Source organism: Burkholderia sp. MSMB1498 (genome assembly GCF_001526245.1).
GTDB classification, from domain to species: Bacteria; Pseudomonadota; Gammaproteobacteria; order Burkholderiales; family Burkholderiaceae; genus Burkholderia; species Burkholderia savannae.
In genome coordinates, this window is record NZ_LOYJ01000016.1 from 115,145 (window position 1) to 131,246 (window position 16,102).

At 64.3% G+C, this 16,102-nt stretch carries 10 protein-coding genes and 2 pseudogenes; 5 read left to right on the forward strand and 7 right to left on the reverse strand.

What is annotated here, in order from left to right; translation table 11 throughout:
• The first annotated feature begins 5 nt into the window (after positions 1-5).
• Complete coding sequence (gene arsC, locus WS91_RS03935; RefSeq protein ID WP_038744834.1) at positions 6-431, forward strand: arsenate reductase (glutaredoxin); 426 nt, start codon at positions 6-8, stop codon at positions 429-431.
• 70 nt (positions 432-501) lie between these two features.
• On the opposite strand, the gene WS91_RS03940 is transcribed toward arsC, so the two are convergent.
• The gene (locus WS91_RS03940) at positions 502-2,229 is read right to left on the reverse strand and encodes a sensor histidine kinase (RefSeq protein ID WP_059575294.1); all 1,728 of its coding nucleotides are present in this window, start codon (positions 2,227-2,229) and stop codon (positions 502-504) included.
• An 858-nt stretch (positions 2,230-3,087) separates the two neighbouring features.
• On the opposite strand from WS91_RS03940, the gene WS91_RS03945 reads away from it, so the two are divergent.
• The gene (locus tag WS91_RS03945) at positions 3,088-4,116 is read left to right on the forward strand and encodes a sulfonate ABC transporter substrate-binding protein (protein ID WP_059575292.1); all 1,029 of its coding nucleotides are present in this window, start codon (positions 3,088-3,090) and stop codon (positions 4,114-4,116) included.
• Positions 4,117-4,484: 368 nt separating this feature from the next.
• Here WS91_RS03945 and WS91_RS03950 read toward each other — a convergent pair whose 3' ends face one another.
• From WS91_RS03950 to WS91_RS03960, 3 genes are all read right to left on the reverse strand, one after another.
• Positions 4,485-4,943 (reverse strand): transposase, encoded by a 459-nt coding sequence (locus WS91_RS03950; RefSeq protein ID WP_059575290.1) that lies wholly within the window; start codon positions 4,941-4,943, stop codon positions 4,485-4,487.
• Positions 4,944-5,500: 557 nt separating this feature from the next.
• Complete coding sequence (serA, locus tag WS91_RS03955) at positions 5,501-6,706, reverse strand: phosphoglycerate dehydrogenase (protein WP_226377148.1); 1,206 nt, start codon at positions 6,704-6,706, stop codon at positions 5,501-5,503.
• 366 nt (positions 6,707-7,072) lie between these two features.
• The gene (locus WS91_RS03960; RefSeq protein WP_059669776.1) at positions 7,073-8,110 is read right to left on the reverse strand and encodes an AraC family transcriptional regulator; all 1,038 of its coding nucleotides are present in this window, start codon (positions 8,108-8,110) and stop codon (positions 7,073-7,075) included.
• A gap of 186 nt (positions 8,111-8,296) precedes the next feature.
• Here WS91_RS03960 and WS91_RS03965 point away from each other — a divergent pair, with 186 nt between their 5' ends.
• Positions 8,297-9,376, forward strand: a complete 1,080-nt coding sequence (locus WS91_RS03965; RefSeq protein WP_059575286.1) for a fatty acid desaturase — start codon at positions 8,297-8,299, stop codon at positions 9,374-9,376.
• A 147-nt stretch (positions 9,377-9,523) separates the two neighbouring features.
• On the opposite strand, the gene WS91_RS03970 is transcribed toward WS91_RS03965, so the two are convergent.
• The 3 genes from WS91_RS03970 to WS91_RS03975 form a co-directional block, all read right to left on the reverse strand.
• Complete coding sequence (locus WS91_RS03970) at positions 9,524-11,374, reverse strand: M24 family metallopeptidase (protein WP_059669777.1); 1,851 nt, start codon at positions 11,372-11,374, stop codon at positions 9,524-9,526.
• 575 nt (positions 11,375-11,949) lie between these two features.
• Positions 11,950-12,357 (reverse strand): hypothetical protein, encoded by a 408-nt coding sequence (locus tag WS91_RS35460; protein WP_156432279.1) that lies wholly within the window; start codon positions 12,355-12,357, stop codon positions 11,950-11,952.
• Positions 12,358-12,539: 182 nt separating this feature from the next.
• Entirely contained in the window at positions 12,540-13,754 is a 1,215-nt protein-coding gene (locus tag WS91_RS03975; RefSeq protein ID WP_059575281.1) for a M24 family metallopeptidase, read from the reverse strand.
• Between the two features lie 751 nt (positions 13,755-14,505).
• On the opposite strand from WS91_RS03975, the pseudogene WS91_RS36670 reads away from it, so the two are divergent.
• Together WS91_RS36670 and WS91_RS36675 are read left to right on the forward strand one after the other, a co-directional pair.
• Positions 14,506-15,219 (forward strand): annotated as a pseudogene (locus WS91_RS36670) (IS3 family transposase); the annotation flags it as partial.
• Positions 15,220-15,942 (forward strand): annotated as a pseudogene (locus tag WS91_RS36675) (IS3 family transposase); the annotation flags it as partial.
• Between the last annotated feature and the right edge of the window lie 160 nt (positions 15,943-16,102).

The window sequence follows — 16,102 nt, forward strand, 5'->3', positions numbered from 1 at the left end:
CCATGATGTCCGTCACGATCTATCACAACCCCGACTGCGGCACGTCGCGCAACACGCTCGCCATGATCCGCCACGCCGGCATCGAGCCGCGCATCGTCGAATATCTGAACGCGCCGCCCGAACGCGCGACGCTCGTCAGGCTGATCGCCGACGCGGGTCTCGCGGTGCGCGACGCGCTGCGCGAGAAGGGCACGCCGTATGCGGAGCTCGGCCTCGCCGACGCGACGCTCACCGACGCGCAACTGATCGACGCGATGCTCGCGCATCCGATCCTGATCAACCGGCCGTTCGTCGTCACGCCGCTCGGCGTGCGGCTCTGCCGGCCGTCCGAGCGCGTGCTGGAGATCCTGCCGTCGCCGCTGCGCGGCCCGTTCACGAAGGAAGACGGCGAAGTCGTGATCGACCCGCGCAGCCCGGGCGCCGGCCGCTGACGCGCGCGGCGGCTTCGCCGCACCACATCGCACCACATCGCACCTCACCGCGCCACACCGCACCGCCGCGTCACTCGCGCAGCTCGCCGCTTTGCAGGACAGTCACGCCGTGCGACTGCACGAGCGGAATATGGACCTCGATTGCCGTACCCTGCCCCGGCGCCGTCTCCACCGACAGCGTGCCCTGCACCAGGTACGCGCGCTCGCGCAGGCCGACGAGCCCGAACGAATTCGGCTTGCGCGGATTCGCGGTGTCGAAGCCGACGCCGTCGTCGCGGATGCACAGCATCACCTCGCGATCGTCGGCGATGAGCCGGATGTCGACGTGCGATGCGCGCGCGTGACGCCCGACGTTCGTCAGCGATTCCTGCAGGATGCGGAACGTCGTGCTCGCCTGCGGCTCGCCGAGATCGAGCTCGGGCGGCTCGACGATCAGCGAGCAATCGATTCCGTGCCGCTGCTGGAACGCCTGCACGAGCCACTGGATCGCCGGGACGAGCCCGAGATCGTCGAGCATCAGCGGCCGCAGATCGGACGCGATCCGGCGCGTCGCCGCCACCGCGCCGTCGAGCAGCCCGCGCATCTCCGAGAAGCGTCCCGCGAGCTCATTGCCCGCCGTCGACACGCGTTCGAGATCGAGCCGCAGCATCGCGAGCGTCTGCGCGAGCTCGTCGTGCAACTCGCGCGCGATGCGGCCGCGCTCCTGCTCGCGCGCGGTCGAACTGATCGCGGCGATCTCGCGCAGCTCTTCGCGCGAGCGCGCGAGCGCCTCCTCCGCGCGCTCGCGCTCGGCGATCTCGCGCCGCAGCTCGCTGTTCGCGGCGAGCAGCTCGCGCGTGCGCTCGGCGACGCGCTGCTCGAGCAGCTCGTTCGCTTCGTTCAACTGCACGGTTTTCTCCTGCACGCGCCGGTGCTCGACCCGCTCGCCCTGCAGCGCATGAACCGTGCGCGCGTACAGCTTGCCGTTCTCGAGCAACAGCGCGAGCAGCACGAAGCTCGACGCGACGAGGCCGTAGATGCGCCCCGCGTAGAAGCCGAGATCGAAGCGCCCGTGATTGAGGACGGCCGACAGCGCAATGTCGAGGAGCCACGCGCACAGCACGACGACGAGCCACAGATCGAGCACCGAATGCGGCCGACGCGCCGCGAGCAGGATCAGCGCACCGAGCGTCGTCAGCCAGACCGTCGTGACGACGCCGCGCATGAGCGGCGTGTAGTGCTGATTCTGCATGATCGCGGGCAGCAGTTCGCGGCCGCTCGTCGCGAGCGCGGCGAACGCGCCCGTCGCGACGAGCGCCGTGCCGACGCAGGCGATCACGGGCAGCGCGAGCCGCCCGGTGTAGAGCGGCTGCCCGCGCTCGCGGCGGCTGACGAACGTATAGGCGATGACGCAAAGCGGAAAGCCGCCGTGCCAGAACATGTAGAGCCATGCGGTCGTCTGCGGGCCCGCGTCGAGCAGTCCGCTCGGCAGGAAGAGGCCGGGGAACGTGAGCATGTGCACGCTCGCCATGCAGGCCGTGAACAAATAGCCGCCGGCGAGCACGACGAGCGACGTGGTGCGCAGGATGCCGAACTGGCCGAGCAGCAGGCCCGCCGTGATCAGATCGCAGATCACGATCGCCGACTGATAGATCGGAATGAACGCCCAGACCTGCGGCATCTGGATGCGCACGAACGGCGCGAGCGTGGCGAACAGGACCACGGACAGCACCACCGCCGTCATCGCGAGCCTGCGCTCGCGGCGCTCCGGCTGTAGCGTCGACAGGAAAATTCTCGATTCGTCCGCCAACTCGCCCATTCTGGTTCCCCCCATCGGCAAGCTTGCTCGCTGCTCGGGCATGTCGCGCGATCCCGCGGCGCGCCTATTATGAAATCGATCGTGACTCATGAAAAGCAGGGGCGCACCGGGCGGGATCGGCGGCAGGCGTGGGCGCTGCGACGCAGCAATCGTGCTTTCGCGGAGATGGATCGGTTCCGCCCAGGCGGGCTGCGGGGCTCGGGATTCGCACGCCTGGCGCTCGAGTGCCGTGCGCCGGGCCGCTCGATGATGTTGGAGCGCGAATCCTCGAGCGTCGAACCGGGCGATGGTCGTCGAGTTCCTCCGTGCGACAACGCTCATCGGATGCTCAGGGCCCGGCTCGGTCGCCCGCTTCCCGCTCCCGAAATCGCACCGTCAAGCCTGTGCACTGCGCCACCCGATAATCGCCGCGCATCGAGCATGGCGGTCCGAGCCGGGCGCGATGTGGCGCGCCACGAATGCTCGACGCGCCGACATGCGCTCGACCAATGCGCCACGCGCGCACGGCAGGCATTCATCGGCGATGCTCTGTGCTCTGTGCTCTGTGCTCTGTGCTCTGTGCTCTGTGCTCTGTGCTCTGTGCTCTGTGCTCTGTGCTCCGTGTTCCGTGTTCCGTGTTCCGTGTTCCGTGCCCTGTGTTCTGCGCCCTCGCACACACGCACGCCAAGCCGAGCCACGCCACGCTCACAAATTCTTTCACGCGAAATCGATAGCAGAACAAAGTCGAAGCCGGCCATTGACCCGCTTCGCGCGCGCCGACGATGATGACGACGGATTCGCGACGCGGCCGCGCGGCCGCGAATCGTGCAAGCGGCGCGATCGCATCGCGCGCAAGAACCGCATCGACCGAAAAGCCACATGACCGATCACGATACGCCTCGCACCACCACCGCTCTCCCCCGCGCCCACGACGACACGCGACGCACGCTGCTCAAAGCGGCGGGCGCGGCCGCGTTCGCCGCCCCGCTGTTGGGCGGCCTCGCCGCGTTGTCGGCAAGCGGCGCCGCGCACGCGCAGCGCAACGCGAAAACGCTGCGGATCGGCTACCAGAAATACGGCAACTTCGTCGTCCTGAAAGCGCGCGGCTCGCTCGAGAAGCGGCTCGCAGATCAGCACGTCGCGATCCAGTGGGTCGAGTTTCCCGGCGGGCCGCAACTGCTCGAAGGCCTGAACGCCGGCGCGATCGACGTCGGCACCGTCGGCGAGACGCCGCCCGTGTTCGCGCTCGCGGGCGGCGTCGATTTCGTCTACGTCGGCAGCGAGCCGCCCGCGCCGCAGGGCGAAGCGATCGTCGTGCCGCACGATTCGCCGATTCGCGCGCTCGCCGATCTGCGCGGCAAAAAGATCGCGCTCAACAAAGGCTCGAACGTTCACTTTCTGCTCGTCAAGGCGCTGCAGCGCGCGAAGATCGACTACCGCGACATCACGCCCGTCTATCTCGCGCCCGCCGACGCACGCGCGGCGTTCGCGCAACGCGGCGTCGACGCCTGGGTGATCTGGGACCCCTATCTCGCCGCGGTCGAGCGGCAAGCGAACGCGCGCGTGATCGCGAACGGAGAGGGGCTCGTGAACAACACGCAGTACTACCTCGCGAGCCGGAAGTTCGCCGACTCCGAGCCGCAACTCGTGCGCGCGCTGCTCGACGAAGTCGGCGCGGTCGATCGCTGGGCGCGCGAGAACGTGGCCGCCGTCGCGGCGCAATTGTCACCGCTCGTCGGCCTCGACACGGCGACGCTCGAACGCGCGTTGAAGCGCGCAAGCTACGGCGTGCAGCCGATCGACGCCTCGGCGCTCGCATATCAGCAGCAAATCGCCGATACGTTTGCGAGCCTCAAGCTGATTCCGCGCAAGATCGACGTCGCGGCCGCGCGCTGGCAAGCGGCGTAGGTCCTCGCCTGTCGCACTTGTCGCGAGCGAAACGCCGAGCGCGGCTCGCTTGCGACGGACGATGCGCCGACATCCGTTCGCCGCTCGCATGGGATACGGCGCGATTGCTCGTCGCATCGGCCAAATCAGGCAATCGCGCATTGCACGAGGATCGAATGGGCGGGCATGCTCGAACGCGTCGATGGATGCGTCGAGCGACACACGCTCGCGCGGCCGTTTGCATCACGCCCAGCCACGACATCGAACGCGCGCGGCATACTACGGGCCATTCGCAACCGGTCGATTGCTCGTCGACCGCCGAGCGTCACCGGGCCGCGACGACGAATTCCACAGCCCGCAACGCGAAGCATCGCACGCACCGCCGTCCGTCAGCCCGCGCCGCCCTCTCCGCATTCCGGCGCGCGGCCGTCCCTGCCCGCATCGGCCGCGCCGCCGCCGGCGGCCGGCGCGCACCAGGATTCAGGGCTGCTCCAGAGCGCGTTGTGCCGGAACCGGCGGCGCGCCCGCGCGTGCGGCTTCGCATCGGCCGAGCCGATCCGATCGCGCAGTTCCACCTGCCGCCCGGCCGAACGCAATCGCTCGACGAACGCGGCAAGCGTGCCGTCCGCGGACCATTCGTCGAAACGACGGCGGCAAGTCGGCGACGACGGATAGCGACGCGGCAGCGCGGCCCAGCACTCGCCCGTCGTCAACACCCACAACACGGCGTTCGCGACCGCCCGCGCCTGCGCGCGCGGCCGGCCGCAGCGTGTGTTCCTCACCGGCTGCGCCGCCAGCAATCCCTCGATACGCGCCCATTCGTCATCGCTCAACTCTTCGAACTGCATCGTCAGCCCTCTTCGAGAAATCGGCGCGAACGCACTCGCACATGTCGTGCACGACGCCGATGAAACGCCTGTCAGCCGCGGCAGACCCAAGCGCGAACCGCCGCGCGGGCTTCGTGCAATCGTTCGGGATGCAAGCGTGCGCGCACGACGCCGCCGAAGCGGTGTCATAAGGACGCCGGATGGAACACCGACAGCGTGCGGATCGAAAGCCGCACGATACACGAACCCCCTTCCCCAGATAAATTCGTTATTGTTCTATGTAAATCTCAGGATCTCGATTCGACTCCATCGAGCGTGCATCGCGTCTCGGCGATGTGATTCGTCGCGGCCAATTCCGGCTCTGCCGTGTAACGCGAATGGGCGAGCCTGTCGCTCGTGCGCTCCGGATTCGGTGATCCGTTCGAGCGCCGTCGTCGCGCGACGATTCGATTGGAGCGCAATATTACACGCGGGGCGCGAGAAATCCAACGCTGTCAAAATCGACAGGGCTGCGGCAGTGCATCAAAGATGCATGCCGCATGACGCCCGGTCCCTTGCCATTACGCCCGCGCGCCGCCTCATGCGCTGCGAAGCAGCCGGCTGCGCGTGAATGCGCGATCGCGGCTCAGCTTGTCGAGAAATGCATCCGACGGCACCCGGTCGAGATCGGTCACCACATAGCCGATGTCGCCGCGCGTCTGCAAATGCTGCGCGACGACATTCGCGCCTTCCTGCGCGAGCAGCGTGTTGAGCACCGCAAGCACGCCCGGCGTGTTGCCGTGCACGTTCAGGAGCCGCGCGGCCGACGTGCATTCGCCGGGGCTCACTTGCGGAAAATTGACCGCGCCCGCGGTATCGCCTCGCGTCAGGAACGCGACGAGCTTCGACGACACTTCCGCGCCGATGCTCTCCTGCGCTTCCTGCGTGCTGCCGCCGATGTGCGGCGTCAGGATCACGTTCGGCAATCCTTGCAGCACGGATTCGAAGCGATCCGCGTTGCTCTTCGGCTCGTGCGGAAACACGTCGATCGCGGCGCCGCTCAGGTGCTTTTGCGCGAGCGCGTCGCGCAGCGCATCGATATCGACGACGGTGCCGCGCGACGCATTGATCAGGATTGCATTCGATTTGAATTGCGCGAGCACGGCAGCATCGATCATGTTGCGCGTCGACGCGTTCGCCGGCACGTGCAGCGTGACGACGTCCGCCTGCGCGATCGCCTCACCGAGCGAACGCGCGGGCTGCGCGGAACCGAGCGACAGCTTCGCCTGCACGTCGAAATAGACGACCTTCATGCCGAGCGCCTCGGCCAGCACGCCCACCTGCGCGCCGATGTTGCCGTAGCCGACGATCGCGATCGTCTTGCCGCGCGTCTCGAACGATCCGCCCGCGCCCTTCGCCCATTCGCCCGCGTGCGCGAGCGCGCTTTTCTCCGGCACGCGCCGCAGCAGCAGGATCGCCTCCGCGATCACGAGCTCCGCGACCGATCGCGTATTCGAGAACGGCGCGTTGAACACCGGAATGCCGTGGTGCGCGGCGGCCGACAAATCGACCTGCGACGTGCCGATGCAAAAGCAACCGATCGCGAGCAGATGCCGCGCGGCGTCGATCTCGTCGCGCATCAGATGCGTCGCCGAGCGAATGCCGATCAGTTGATGAGGCTGCAGCGCGCGCTTGAGCTCGTCGCCGGCGAGCGCGCCCTTGCGCCGCTCGATTTCGACGTTCGCGTCGATGAAATACCGGGATGCGCTGTCGTGAATGTTTTCGAGAAGAAGAACGGAAGTCATGTTGCGGAGCGTGTTGAACGAGTCGTGACGAAAGCCGGGAATCCCGACGCGGCATGCGCACGCACACGAGCCGTTCGCACCGATCTCGCACTACGCCGCGCATCTCGCGCCGCCGTCCAAAAATCGTATGCCTTGAGCCAGCGCAACACAAGCTTGCCGGCATATCCTATTTTGCGTGGGGAATTGCGGCTTGAGATCGCCGAAGCAATGCGTACGCGATGTCGCGAAAACGCATCGACGCGAACGCGAACGTCCCTGCTCGCGACAGGTGTATCCGAAATGCGCGTTGCGCGCACTTCAGGCATGCATCGGCCTCGTCTCTCCGGGACGAGGCGCGTCGCGCAATCGCGGGGCCGCGCGTCGCGCTCAGCGCCGGCTGCTCGGCGACGTGCCCGTCCAGCGCCGGAACGCGCGGCTGAAGTTCGCCCGATCCGTGTAACCGACGCGCACCGCGATCTCGTCGACCGTCAGCAGCGTGCCTTCGAGCAGGCGCAGCGCGTCGCGCAGCCGGATTTCGTCGAGCAGCGCCGAATACGTCGCGCCGTAGTCGCTCAGCTTGCGCTTGAGCGTGCGCTCGGACAGATGCAGCTCGCGCGCGAGTTCGTCGAGCGACGGGTAGCCGTCGCTGCCGCGGATCAGCAGATTGCGCACGCGCTCGACGATGCTCTCCGCATAGCCGAGCCGCGCGAGCTCCGCTTCGCACTGCTGGACGATCATCTGAGCGGTCTGCGCGTTCGCGGTCTTGATCGGCTCGTCGAGCAGCGCGGCTTCGCAGCGGATCTGATTGGCGGGCGCATCGAAATGACAGCGCGGCAGGCGATCGCGGTAACGCGCGAAATAAGGCGGCTCGGGCCACTCGAAGCACAGCTCGGCGTTCGCCTTCATCGTCTTGTCATGCGACGGCGTGAGCAACGAGTTGAACAGGATCGCCGTCTCGACCATGAAGTTCTCGACGGCGAATTGCCGCAGCCTGCCGAGCGGAAACGCTTCGAGGATGTCGATCTGCACGGTGTGCTCGAATTCCGTGAGACGCACGGAAAAGAACGGCACGCGCGTCGGCAGATAGCGGATGCCGAGCTGGATCGCCTCGCCGAGCGTCGCGCAACTCATCAGGCCGAAGCCGATCAGCCCCGACTTCGTCAGACTGCTGCGCAAGCCGATCTCGATCGCGATCGACGGATCGTTCGTTTTCCCGAGCAAATTGAACACGATCGCCGCCTGCTGCAGCGGCGTGATGCGCGCGTTCGGCTCTTCGAGCTTCGCGCGCGTGACGCCCGTGTTCGCGAGAATGTCCGCATCGGCAATGCCGCGCTCCTCGGCCAGCATCAGCATGAAGAGTGCATACGCCGACGACACGGTCGCCTTGTTCAATTGCCTCGTAGGGTCCGGAATGGACGTGGCCATGCATCGACTCCGAGCGTTGACCGGCCGATTATAGCGACGGATGGCCTCAGATGACACATCGCAGTGCCGCAAATTGGCCTCAAATGACTCGCCCTTTGGCACGACCGGCTCTCACGCGCGATGCGCCGGCGGCTCTAAGATGGTGTTATCGGCACACCGCCGATTTCAGGGATACGGATTCGAACAATGAACAAGTCCAAGACTTTGCGCTTCAAGAACGACGCGGAAAAGGTCGCGTACGTTCGCAACGAGGTCAACGCCGCGAGCGACGCCGTGCGCGCGAAATACCCGCTGCTCGACAATCAGAATCTCGTCGGCGCGACGGTGATGGCGCTGTGTGTCGCGACGCTGCTCGGCAGCGCATATCTGTATGCGACGGGCGTGATCGCGTGGTACGTCGCGCTCCCCGTCGCGACGCTCGCGACGTCGCTGATCCACGAACTCGAGCACGACCTGATCCACTTGATGTACTTCAAGAAGACGCCGTGGGCCTATCATCTGATGATGACGCTCTGCTGGCTCACCCGCCCCGGCACGATCAACCCGTGGACGCGTCGCCGCATGCATCTGCACCATCACAAGGTGTCGGGCGGCGAATCCGATCTCGAGGAATACGGAATCACCAACGGCGAGCGCTGGGGCCTGAAGCGCCTGCTGATGCTCGCCGACGGCATGCTCGCCGTCGCGCTGCGGCCGCTCGGCATGCGCCGCAAGGTGCTGCAGTACGTCGCGGCGCAGCCTGCCCAGCAGCGCGGCGATCGCGTGCGGCTGCGCGTCGAGCAACTGATGTCGTACATGCCGATCGGCCACGTCTACTTCGTGCTCTGGCATGCGTTCATCGCATACCACGTCGGGCTTTTCGCGCTGCATGCGCTCGGCTATCAGCCGGACGTGCCGACGTTCGTCCAGCAGGCAATGCATGTCGTCGACTTTCTCGCGGTGACCTGGCTCGGGCCGAATTTCGTGCGCAGCTTCTGCATCAACTTCATCAGCTCGAACATGCACTACTTCGGCGACATCGATTCGCGCAACGTCATCCAGCAAACGCAAGTGCTCAATCCGTGGTGGCTGATTCCGGTGCAGTTGTTCTGCTTCAACTTCGGCAGCACGCATGCGATTCACCACTTCGTCGTGCGCGATCCGTTCTACATCCGCCAGCTGACCGCGAAGCGGGCGCACGCGGCGATGCGCGCGGTCGGCGTGCGCTTCAACGACATCGGCACCTTCCGTCGCGCGAACCGCTGGAGCGAAACGCGCGTCGCGTGACGCGCGCGGCGGGCGGCGCGCGACGCTCGGTCGCGCCGCAGTCGGCACACTCACCGAGCGCTCGCAAAAAAACGCCGCCGGGCGATCATCCGGCGGCGTTTTTTCTTTTCACGTCCGGCGCGCGTCCGGCGCACCGCACGTCTCTCTCTACAGCAGCGGGCAATGCGTGACGTTCGTGCCGCGCTCGACGCACAACCGCTCGTAATCACGCAGATAGGCGCGCTCGTCATCGGCGAGCAGATCGAGATCGATCAGATCCCAGTCGTAGCCGACCGTCACGAGGTTTTCGAACTCCATCGCATTCGGCTCTTGATCGCTCGGATGAATGACGACGATGTTCTCGATGCGCACGCCGCCCTTGCCCGGCAAATAAATGCCCGGCTCGACCGAAATCACCGCGTTCGGCACGAGGCCGTACTTCGAGCCCATGTTGAATCGCACGCCGCCTTCATGCACGTGAATGCCGATTCCGTGCCCCGTGCCGTGGTTGTAGTCGTAGCCGTGCGCGCGGCAGACATCGCGCACGGCTGCGTCGACGTCCGCACCCGTCGCGTCCTTCGAGAAGCGCGTGACGAGCCCCTTGATGCACGCCTTCAGCGCGACCGTGTAGATCTCGCGTTGCCACGGCTGCGGCTGCGTATCGGCGCGGGTCCGACGCAGCACGACGCGTGTGCAATCGGTCGCGAAGCCGCCGCCGAAATACGCGCCGCTGTCGAGCAGCACGAGTTCGCCTTCCGTCAGCTCGACGTCGGGGCTCACCGCCGTGTAGTGCGCGGATGCGCTGTTCGCGCCGTTCGCCGCCACCGTCGTGAAGCTGAGCGCCACGGCCGAGCGCGCGGCGTATGCCTCGCTGATCACGCGCGCGAGATCGAATTCCGAATGCCGCTTGCCCGGCTCGCCCGTCTTCGCCCAGCGCATCGCCTCGGCAATCGCCTCGGAGCCGCGCGCGAACGCGTCGCGGAACTGGTCCAGCACCTGCGGCGTCTTGCTCGCGCGCATCGCTTCGACCGGATTGTGATCGACGTGACGGGCGCCGGGCCACACGCGGCGCATCGTATCGGGCAGCGCGCAGTTGACCGCTTCGAAGCCGTAGTACACGTGCTCGACGTCGAATTGCGCGAGGAAGCGCTCGAGCTCGGCGACGTCGTTGCGGATCACGCGCAGCGCCGGATACGATTCGATCCGCACCGCGCAGCGATCGAAACCGTCCGGCAGAAACAGCGCGACGGCCTCGCCGACGACGAACAGAAAGCCGACGTGCGACGACGCGTACGGCAGATGGTAGCCGCGGCTGTTCAGCAAATAGCTCAGATCGTCCGCCGCGCAAGAAAGAAACGCGGCCTTCGCGTGCGAATCGCCGAGATGCTCGCCGATGCGCCTGTTCAGCGTCGCGATGTTCTCCGCGATATCGACGCCCGTCACCGATCGCGGCAACTCGAAGATCGGCCGCTCGACGCTCCAGCCCGGCAATTCGATCGCCTTACCGATCTCGCCCCCTACAAGACCCGCCCATTGCAATCCGGCGTTCGCGGTGTGCGCGAACAAGCGCTCGCGCTGCGCGACGCTCAATCGCGGCGCATCGTAGCCGACGCGCTTGATTTCGGCTGCGTGCGCGGCGAGCCAGTCGGCAATCGCCGGCCACATCGCAACGTTGAGCCCCAGTTTCTCGACCTGCACGAGCGCGGGATCGCACTGCCTTTCCGCCTGCAAGTGATAGCGGCCGTCGACGAACAGCACGAATTGCGGCGCGCCGATGCGTTTCGCCGCGGCGGCGCTCAGGAACATGCCCGAGCCCACCGAACCGTCGAATCCGGACAACGCGTAGCGCGGGTTATTGCAGCGCGGCAGCCACTCGGAGATGTATTCGTCCTGGGACGTGACCACGAGCGCGTCGAGCTGTAGCGTGTCGATCAGACGAGACAGCCCTGCATGCGTGTCGACGATCGATGCGCAGTAGGATGTGAGGTCGGGAAAACTGTATTTCAGTCGGTCGATCATCGGCTGTCCCAATTGATGTCAGTAAGCGCGCAGCCGCTATCGCCGCGGCCGATAGGCAAAAAAATTACCTTTCGGGTGAAATTGCGTCAAGCTTAAATTTTCGTCCAGCTTAAACGAACGCAACCTTCCGGCAAAGGAGAAAGGTCTGCCGCGCAGGCATGCCGCACCGGCATGCCCGAAGATGAATCGCGCCACGCGACGATTTGGATGCTGCCTGCTCGAAAGAAACGACCGACATCGCACGGCCGGCGAGCGATCTGGCCAGCACCGCGCCAGCGAGTTCGGGCAGGCTCGCAGGCCGATACGCAACAAGCCCTGCCCGGCGCGAACAGACTATACACAAGATACACAAGACATCAGCATCGATTTTCCAAGCAGCGAGCGGCGAAATGTATACCCGTTGCGAACGATCGGTATGCGTTGGCGCGTGCCTGCAATCCGACAATCGATGCCGGCGAATAGCAGTACCGAAGATGTGTGCATCGTACGTCGCAATCCGGCGTCCATCACACCGTTAGTCGACGCGATCGACTGAGGCCGTGAGCGAATTGCATCAACGCACAGCACGCGTCGCCCTAGAGCGACAGACGGATGTCGCACATGTCGAAGTGCGCCGATTGCGCGCGCAGTTGCGCTCCCGAAATTGGCGTCACGCTGAAACGCTGCTTGTGACGTTTCGAACCGAGCCGTCGCAACAGCGATATCGTGAGCGAACGCATCCCGATCTTCGCGATCGGGTATGCAGCCGAGGTTGTTGACGCATCCGCAATGCGATGCCTGCGGCACCGTCCGAATCGATGCAAGGCACTCTGGATGTCCAAGATGATCATCCGCGTCGCCCTGCAGTCGACGTCCGCACCGCGGCTGCAATGTTCGTCAAACCTCGGATACGGCTTGCATGCCGCGTTGGCCTCATTACTTTTTCGGAGCGGAACCAGCGCGTGATCGGCGATGGTCAGACGTTTTTGGGACGCAGCGATCACCGGCAAAAATCCGGCCGCTCGGCGCGATACGTACAGGACACAACGCACGCTCCGCCGACTCGCTCGTCATGCCGATGTCGACGCCGACCGCCGACATGCCTTCGCTGCCGGCCGTGTAACAACGAGGTGCCGACACTATCGATAGCGTCGACCACCGACACCCCCGACAACGGCTTGGATGCTCAACCCAATCCGAACGGATCATCGATGCTTCTTGCCGGCTGAGTGAACCATCGCGGGCCATCGGCGGTGATGTAGACGTGATCCTCGTGACGAACCCCAAATTCGTTCGGAACGCAAAGCATCGGCTCGATGCTAAAGCACATGCCTACGTCGAGCTCGGTTCGATCGCCGCCGACAAGATAGGGCCATTCGTGGATGTCGAGACCGATTCCGTGTCCTGTTCGATGCGGCAGACCCGGCAACGTATACCCCGGACCATAGCCGATCGATTGCAGATACGTGCGGACCGCACGATCGCCCTCTTCCGCCGAGACACCCGCCTTCACGCGCTCGAACGCGATCCGTTGGGCGTGCTTCTCGTGCTCCCAGACTTCGCGCTGACGCGCGTCAGCACTGCCGAACACGTATGTACGCGTGATGTCGGAGTGGTAGTCGTATAGTTGGCAGCCCGTATCGATGAGCACCATGTCGTTGTGCTCGAGGCGCTTCGGACGCTTGACGCCGTGCGGGTAAGCCGTGTCCGCTCCGAACAGCACGATGCAGAATGTCGACCCGCGCCGCGCGCCCACCGCGCGATGTGCGTCGTCGATGAAGTCGAGCACTTCATCGGTAGCGATGCCTTCTCTCAAGATCGCCGCCGCGGCCTGGTGAACGCGCAGCGTCATGTCGTTTGCTCGCTGCATCAGCGCGAGTTCGGTCGCCGATTTGCGAATCCGGCACGCACGCGTGACGTCCGCTGCGCTGCGAATGCGCAATGCCGGTGCTCGTTCGCGAATGCCCACATACATAAAATACGGCGCGGATTCGTCGAATCCGAGCGTACCGGCGCCGATTCCACGGCGTTCGACGACATCCGCGAGCAGTTGATACGGATTCTCGTCCTCGTCCCAACAGTGGATGTCGCCGGAAATCTGCATCATGCCGATGAACGTGCCGCGCTCGAACGCCGGCACGACATATTGCACCGGCCCCGACGCCGGAATCAGCGCGCCCGTCAGGCGTTCGCTGCGGCGCCATGCGACACCCGTGAAGTAGAGCAGGTTCGTCCCCGATTCGACATAGATCGCATCGAGGCCATACTGCGTCATCAGCGCCTGTGCGCGCTCGATTCGCGCGGCATACTCTGCGGGCTGGATCGGCGCGATGCCGCTCGTCATGTCGCCGAGTTTCGCCAGTTCCGTCGCTGCACTCGATCCGCCGATGCCGATTGCCATGGTTCGTTTCCCGATCGTTTCAAGAATTTCAAGATAACTCGTGCGTGGCGCGTCCGATCGGCGCGCCGGCATGTCTGACTGCGCATTGCAGCACGAACGTCCCGCGCGTTAGACAAGGACACCACTCGACACAACACGCGCCGAGTACACTGCCCGCCCCTTCCCCGCCGGCAGCACGGCAATGTCTTGCTGCGAATGCCGATCGCAACACGGAATGCATCCGTTCCGGAATCAGAGGCGTTGAACCAACTGTTTAATTCTCCGAAGTAAATCTGCAATGAATAGCAGACATGCGCGTGCACTCATTCGACGACGTCACCATGCCGCCTTGCGATCGGCTGGCTTGCCGAATTCGCTCTGAATCGATGGCGGTGCCGAAGCGTTCAACAGTAGTCGATCCGATACACCAGCAGCGCCCTATCTCATCGACATCGAAAGACAGTCTGCCTGATTCACTTTCAATCGGCGGCGTGCTAATAAAGCTGCCAACGGCGGCGCCTGAGTCTGCTCCATGTCGATTCGCGGAAGTACTCATACCCGCAAGGTCGACCCATTCAGTACCCGATTGGATCGAGGCATCCGCTTTATTCCCCACCTCATTCCTTGTTACCGAAATGAATCTAGATTACGTCATAATTTTGGTCAAGCTTAAATTTAAGCCGCGCAAAAATTGTATCTCGACTTGCGCCTTGACCTATCCCCCGCGTTTAGTACGGTGACGCTGTAGAGTCCGTTCCAGAGAGGAACGGCAATGAAGAAGCGATTTAACGAAGAACAAATCATCGGCATCTTGAAAGGAGCCGAGGCTGGCCTGAAGCCGGCGGAGCTGTGCTGCAAGTACGGCATCTCGGAAGCGACCTACTACAACTGGAAAACGAAGTTCGGCGGGATGACGGTCTCCGAAGCGCAGTGCCTAAAGGAGTTGGGGCAGGAGAACAACAAGCTCAAGCACCTACCGGCCGATTCGATGCTCGACATCCACGCGAACCACAAGCGCGTGCATCGCCTTTACCGCGAAGCGGGACTGGCCGCGCGGCGCCGTCGCCGGCGCCGCGGTGTGATGATTGAACGCGAGCAACTGGTTTTGCCGAATGGGCCCAACGAGGTTTGGTCAATCGACTTCGTGACGGACGCGCTTTCGAACGGGTGGCGTCTGAAGTGCTTGACCATCGTCGACGATTTCACCAAGGAGGCTGTCGATATCGTCGTGGACCACGGCATCTCGGGATTGTATGTCGCTCGAGAGCTGGATATGGCAACGCGTTTCCGAGGCTATCCCAAAGCGCTGCGAACGGACCAGGGCTCCGAGTTTACGAGCCGTGCGCTCGACCGATGGGCATACGCCAACGGCGTGACGTTGAAATTGATTCAAGCTGGCAAGCCAACGCAGAATGCATACATTGAGTCGTTCAACGGCAAGTTCCGCGATGAATGCCTTAACGAGCACTGGTTCACGACGCTCGCCCAGACTGCATTGCGGCAGCGCATGTGTGAAATCGCGGCTACGCGGGTACGGTATGGATATCGGAAGATACGCGTGCTGCTCCTGCGGGAGGGCTATCAGGTCAGCAAGAATCGGCTGTACCGTCTGTATCGGGAGGAAGGTTTGTCGCTGCGCTACAGACCAAATCGCAAACGACGCGCCCAGATGAGCCGCCCGGCACGCGCGAAGTCGACGGCGGCAAATCAGGTGTGGAGTTTGGACTTTGTTGCCGACCAGCTTTCGAGCGGCCAGAGGTTCCGCGCACTGACCATCATTGATGTCTTCACCCGCGAAGCGCTCGCCATTGACGTTGGCCAGCGATTGGGCGCGTCAGATGTCGTGCGCGTGTTGGGTGAACTGAAGGCCAAACGCGAAGCGCCTCGTACACTGTTGTGTGATAACGGCTCGGAATTTACGAGTCAGGTGATGGACCTGTGGGCTTACCATCAAAAGGTCGAGATTGCCTTCAGTCGGCCCGGCAAGCCAACGGATAACGCATTCGTGGAGTCGTTCAACGGCACGCTGCGCGATGAATGCCTGAACGCGCACTGGTTTACCGATGCCAGGGCGCAGATTGAGCGATGGCGGGTCGAGTACAACGAGAGTCGGCCTCACAGGGCTCTCGGTGAAGTGGCGCCTGCCGAATACGCCCGTCAGTTGGGCCTGCAGGCCCAACTGACGGACCAACAGAAAGCCGAAGACTAACATTGCTGCTGGCACTGAAAGCCGGTACCGCTCATAAAGGGACTTTGCTAGAAGTCCGTTGGCCCTATTGAAGGGGCAGGTCAGGTCGAATCCCAAGAGCGCGTGCGTACCGTCCGAGAGGCCCGCCCGCGCTCGAGCGAGAAGGGAGTCGAGGCGGGAG

What these genes read in the sequence shown, in the direction of transcription:
- arsC (WP_038744834.1), top strand. Translation starts at nt 6, where the DNA reads ATGTCCGTCACGATCTATCACAACCCCGACTGCGGCACGTCGCGCAAC.
- WS91_RS03940 (WP_059575294.1), bottom strand. Translation starts at nt 2,229, where the DNA reads ATGGGCGAGTTGGCGGACGAATCGAGAATTTTCCTGTCGACGCTACAG.
- WS91_RS03945 (WP_059575292.1), top strand. Translation starts at nt 3,088, where the DNA reads ATGACCGATCACGATACGCCTCGCACCACCACCGCTCTCCCCCGCGCC.
- WS91_RS03950 (WP_059575290.1), bottom strand. Translation starts at nt 4,943, where the DNA reads ATGCAGTTCGAAGAGTTGAGCGATGACGAATGGGCGCGTATCGAGGGA.
- serA (WP_226377148.1), bottom strand. Translation starts at nt 6,706, where the DNA reads ATGACTTCCGTTCTTCTTCTCGAAAACATTCACGACAGCGCATCCCGG.
- WS91_RS03960 (WP_059669776.1), bottom strand. Translation starts at nt 8,110, where the DNA reads ATGGCCACGTCCATTCCGGACCCTACGAGGCAATTGAACAAGGCGACC.
- WS91_RS03965 (WP_059575286.1), top strand. Translation starts at nt 8,297, where the DNA reads ATGAACAAGTCCAAGACTTTGCGCTTCAAGAACGACGCGGAAAAGGTC.
- WS91_RS03970 (WP_059669777.1), bottom strand. Translation starts at nt 11,374, where the DNA reads ATGATCGACCGACTGAAATACAGTTTTCCCGACCTCACATCCTACTGC.
- WS91_RS03975 (WP_059575281.1), bottom strand. Translation starts at nt 13,754, where the DNA reads ATGGCAATCGGCATCGGCGGATCGAGTGCAGCGACGGAACTGGCGAAA.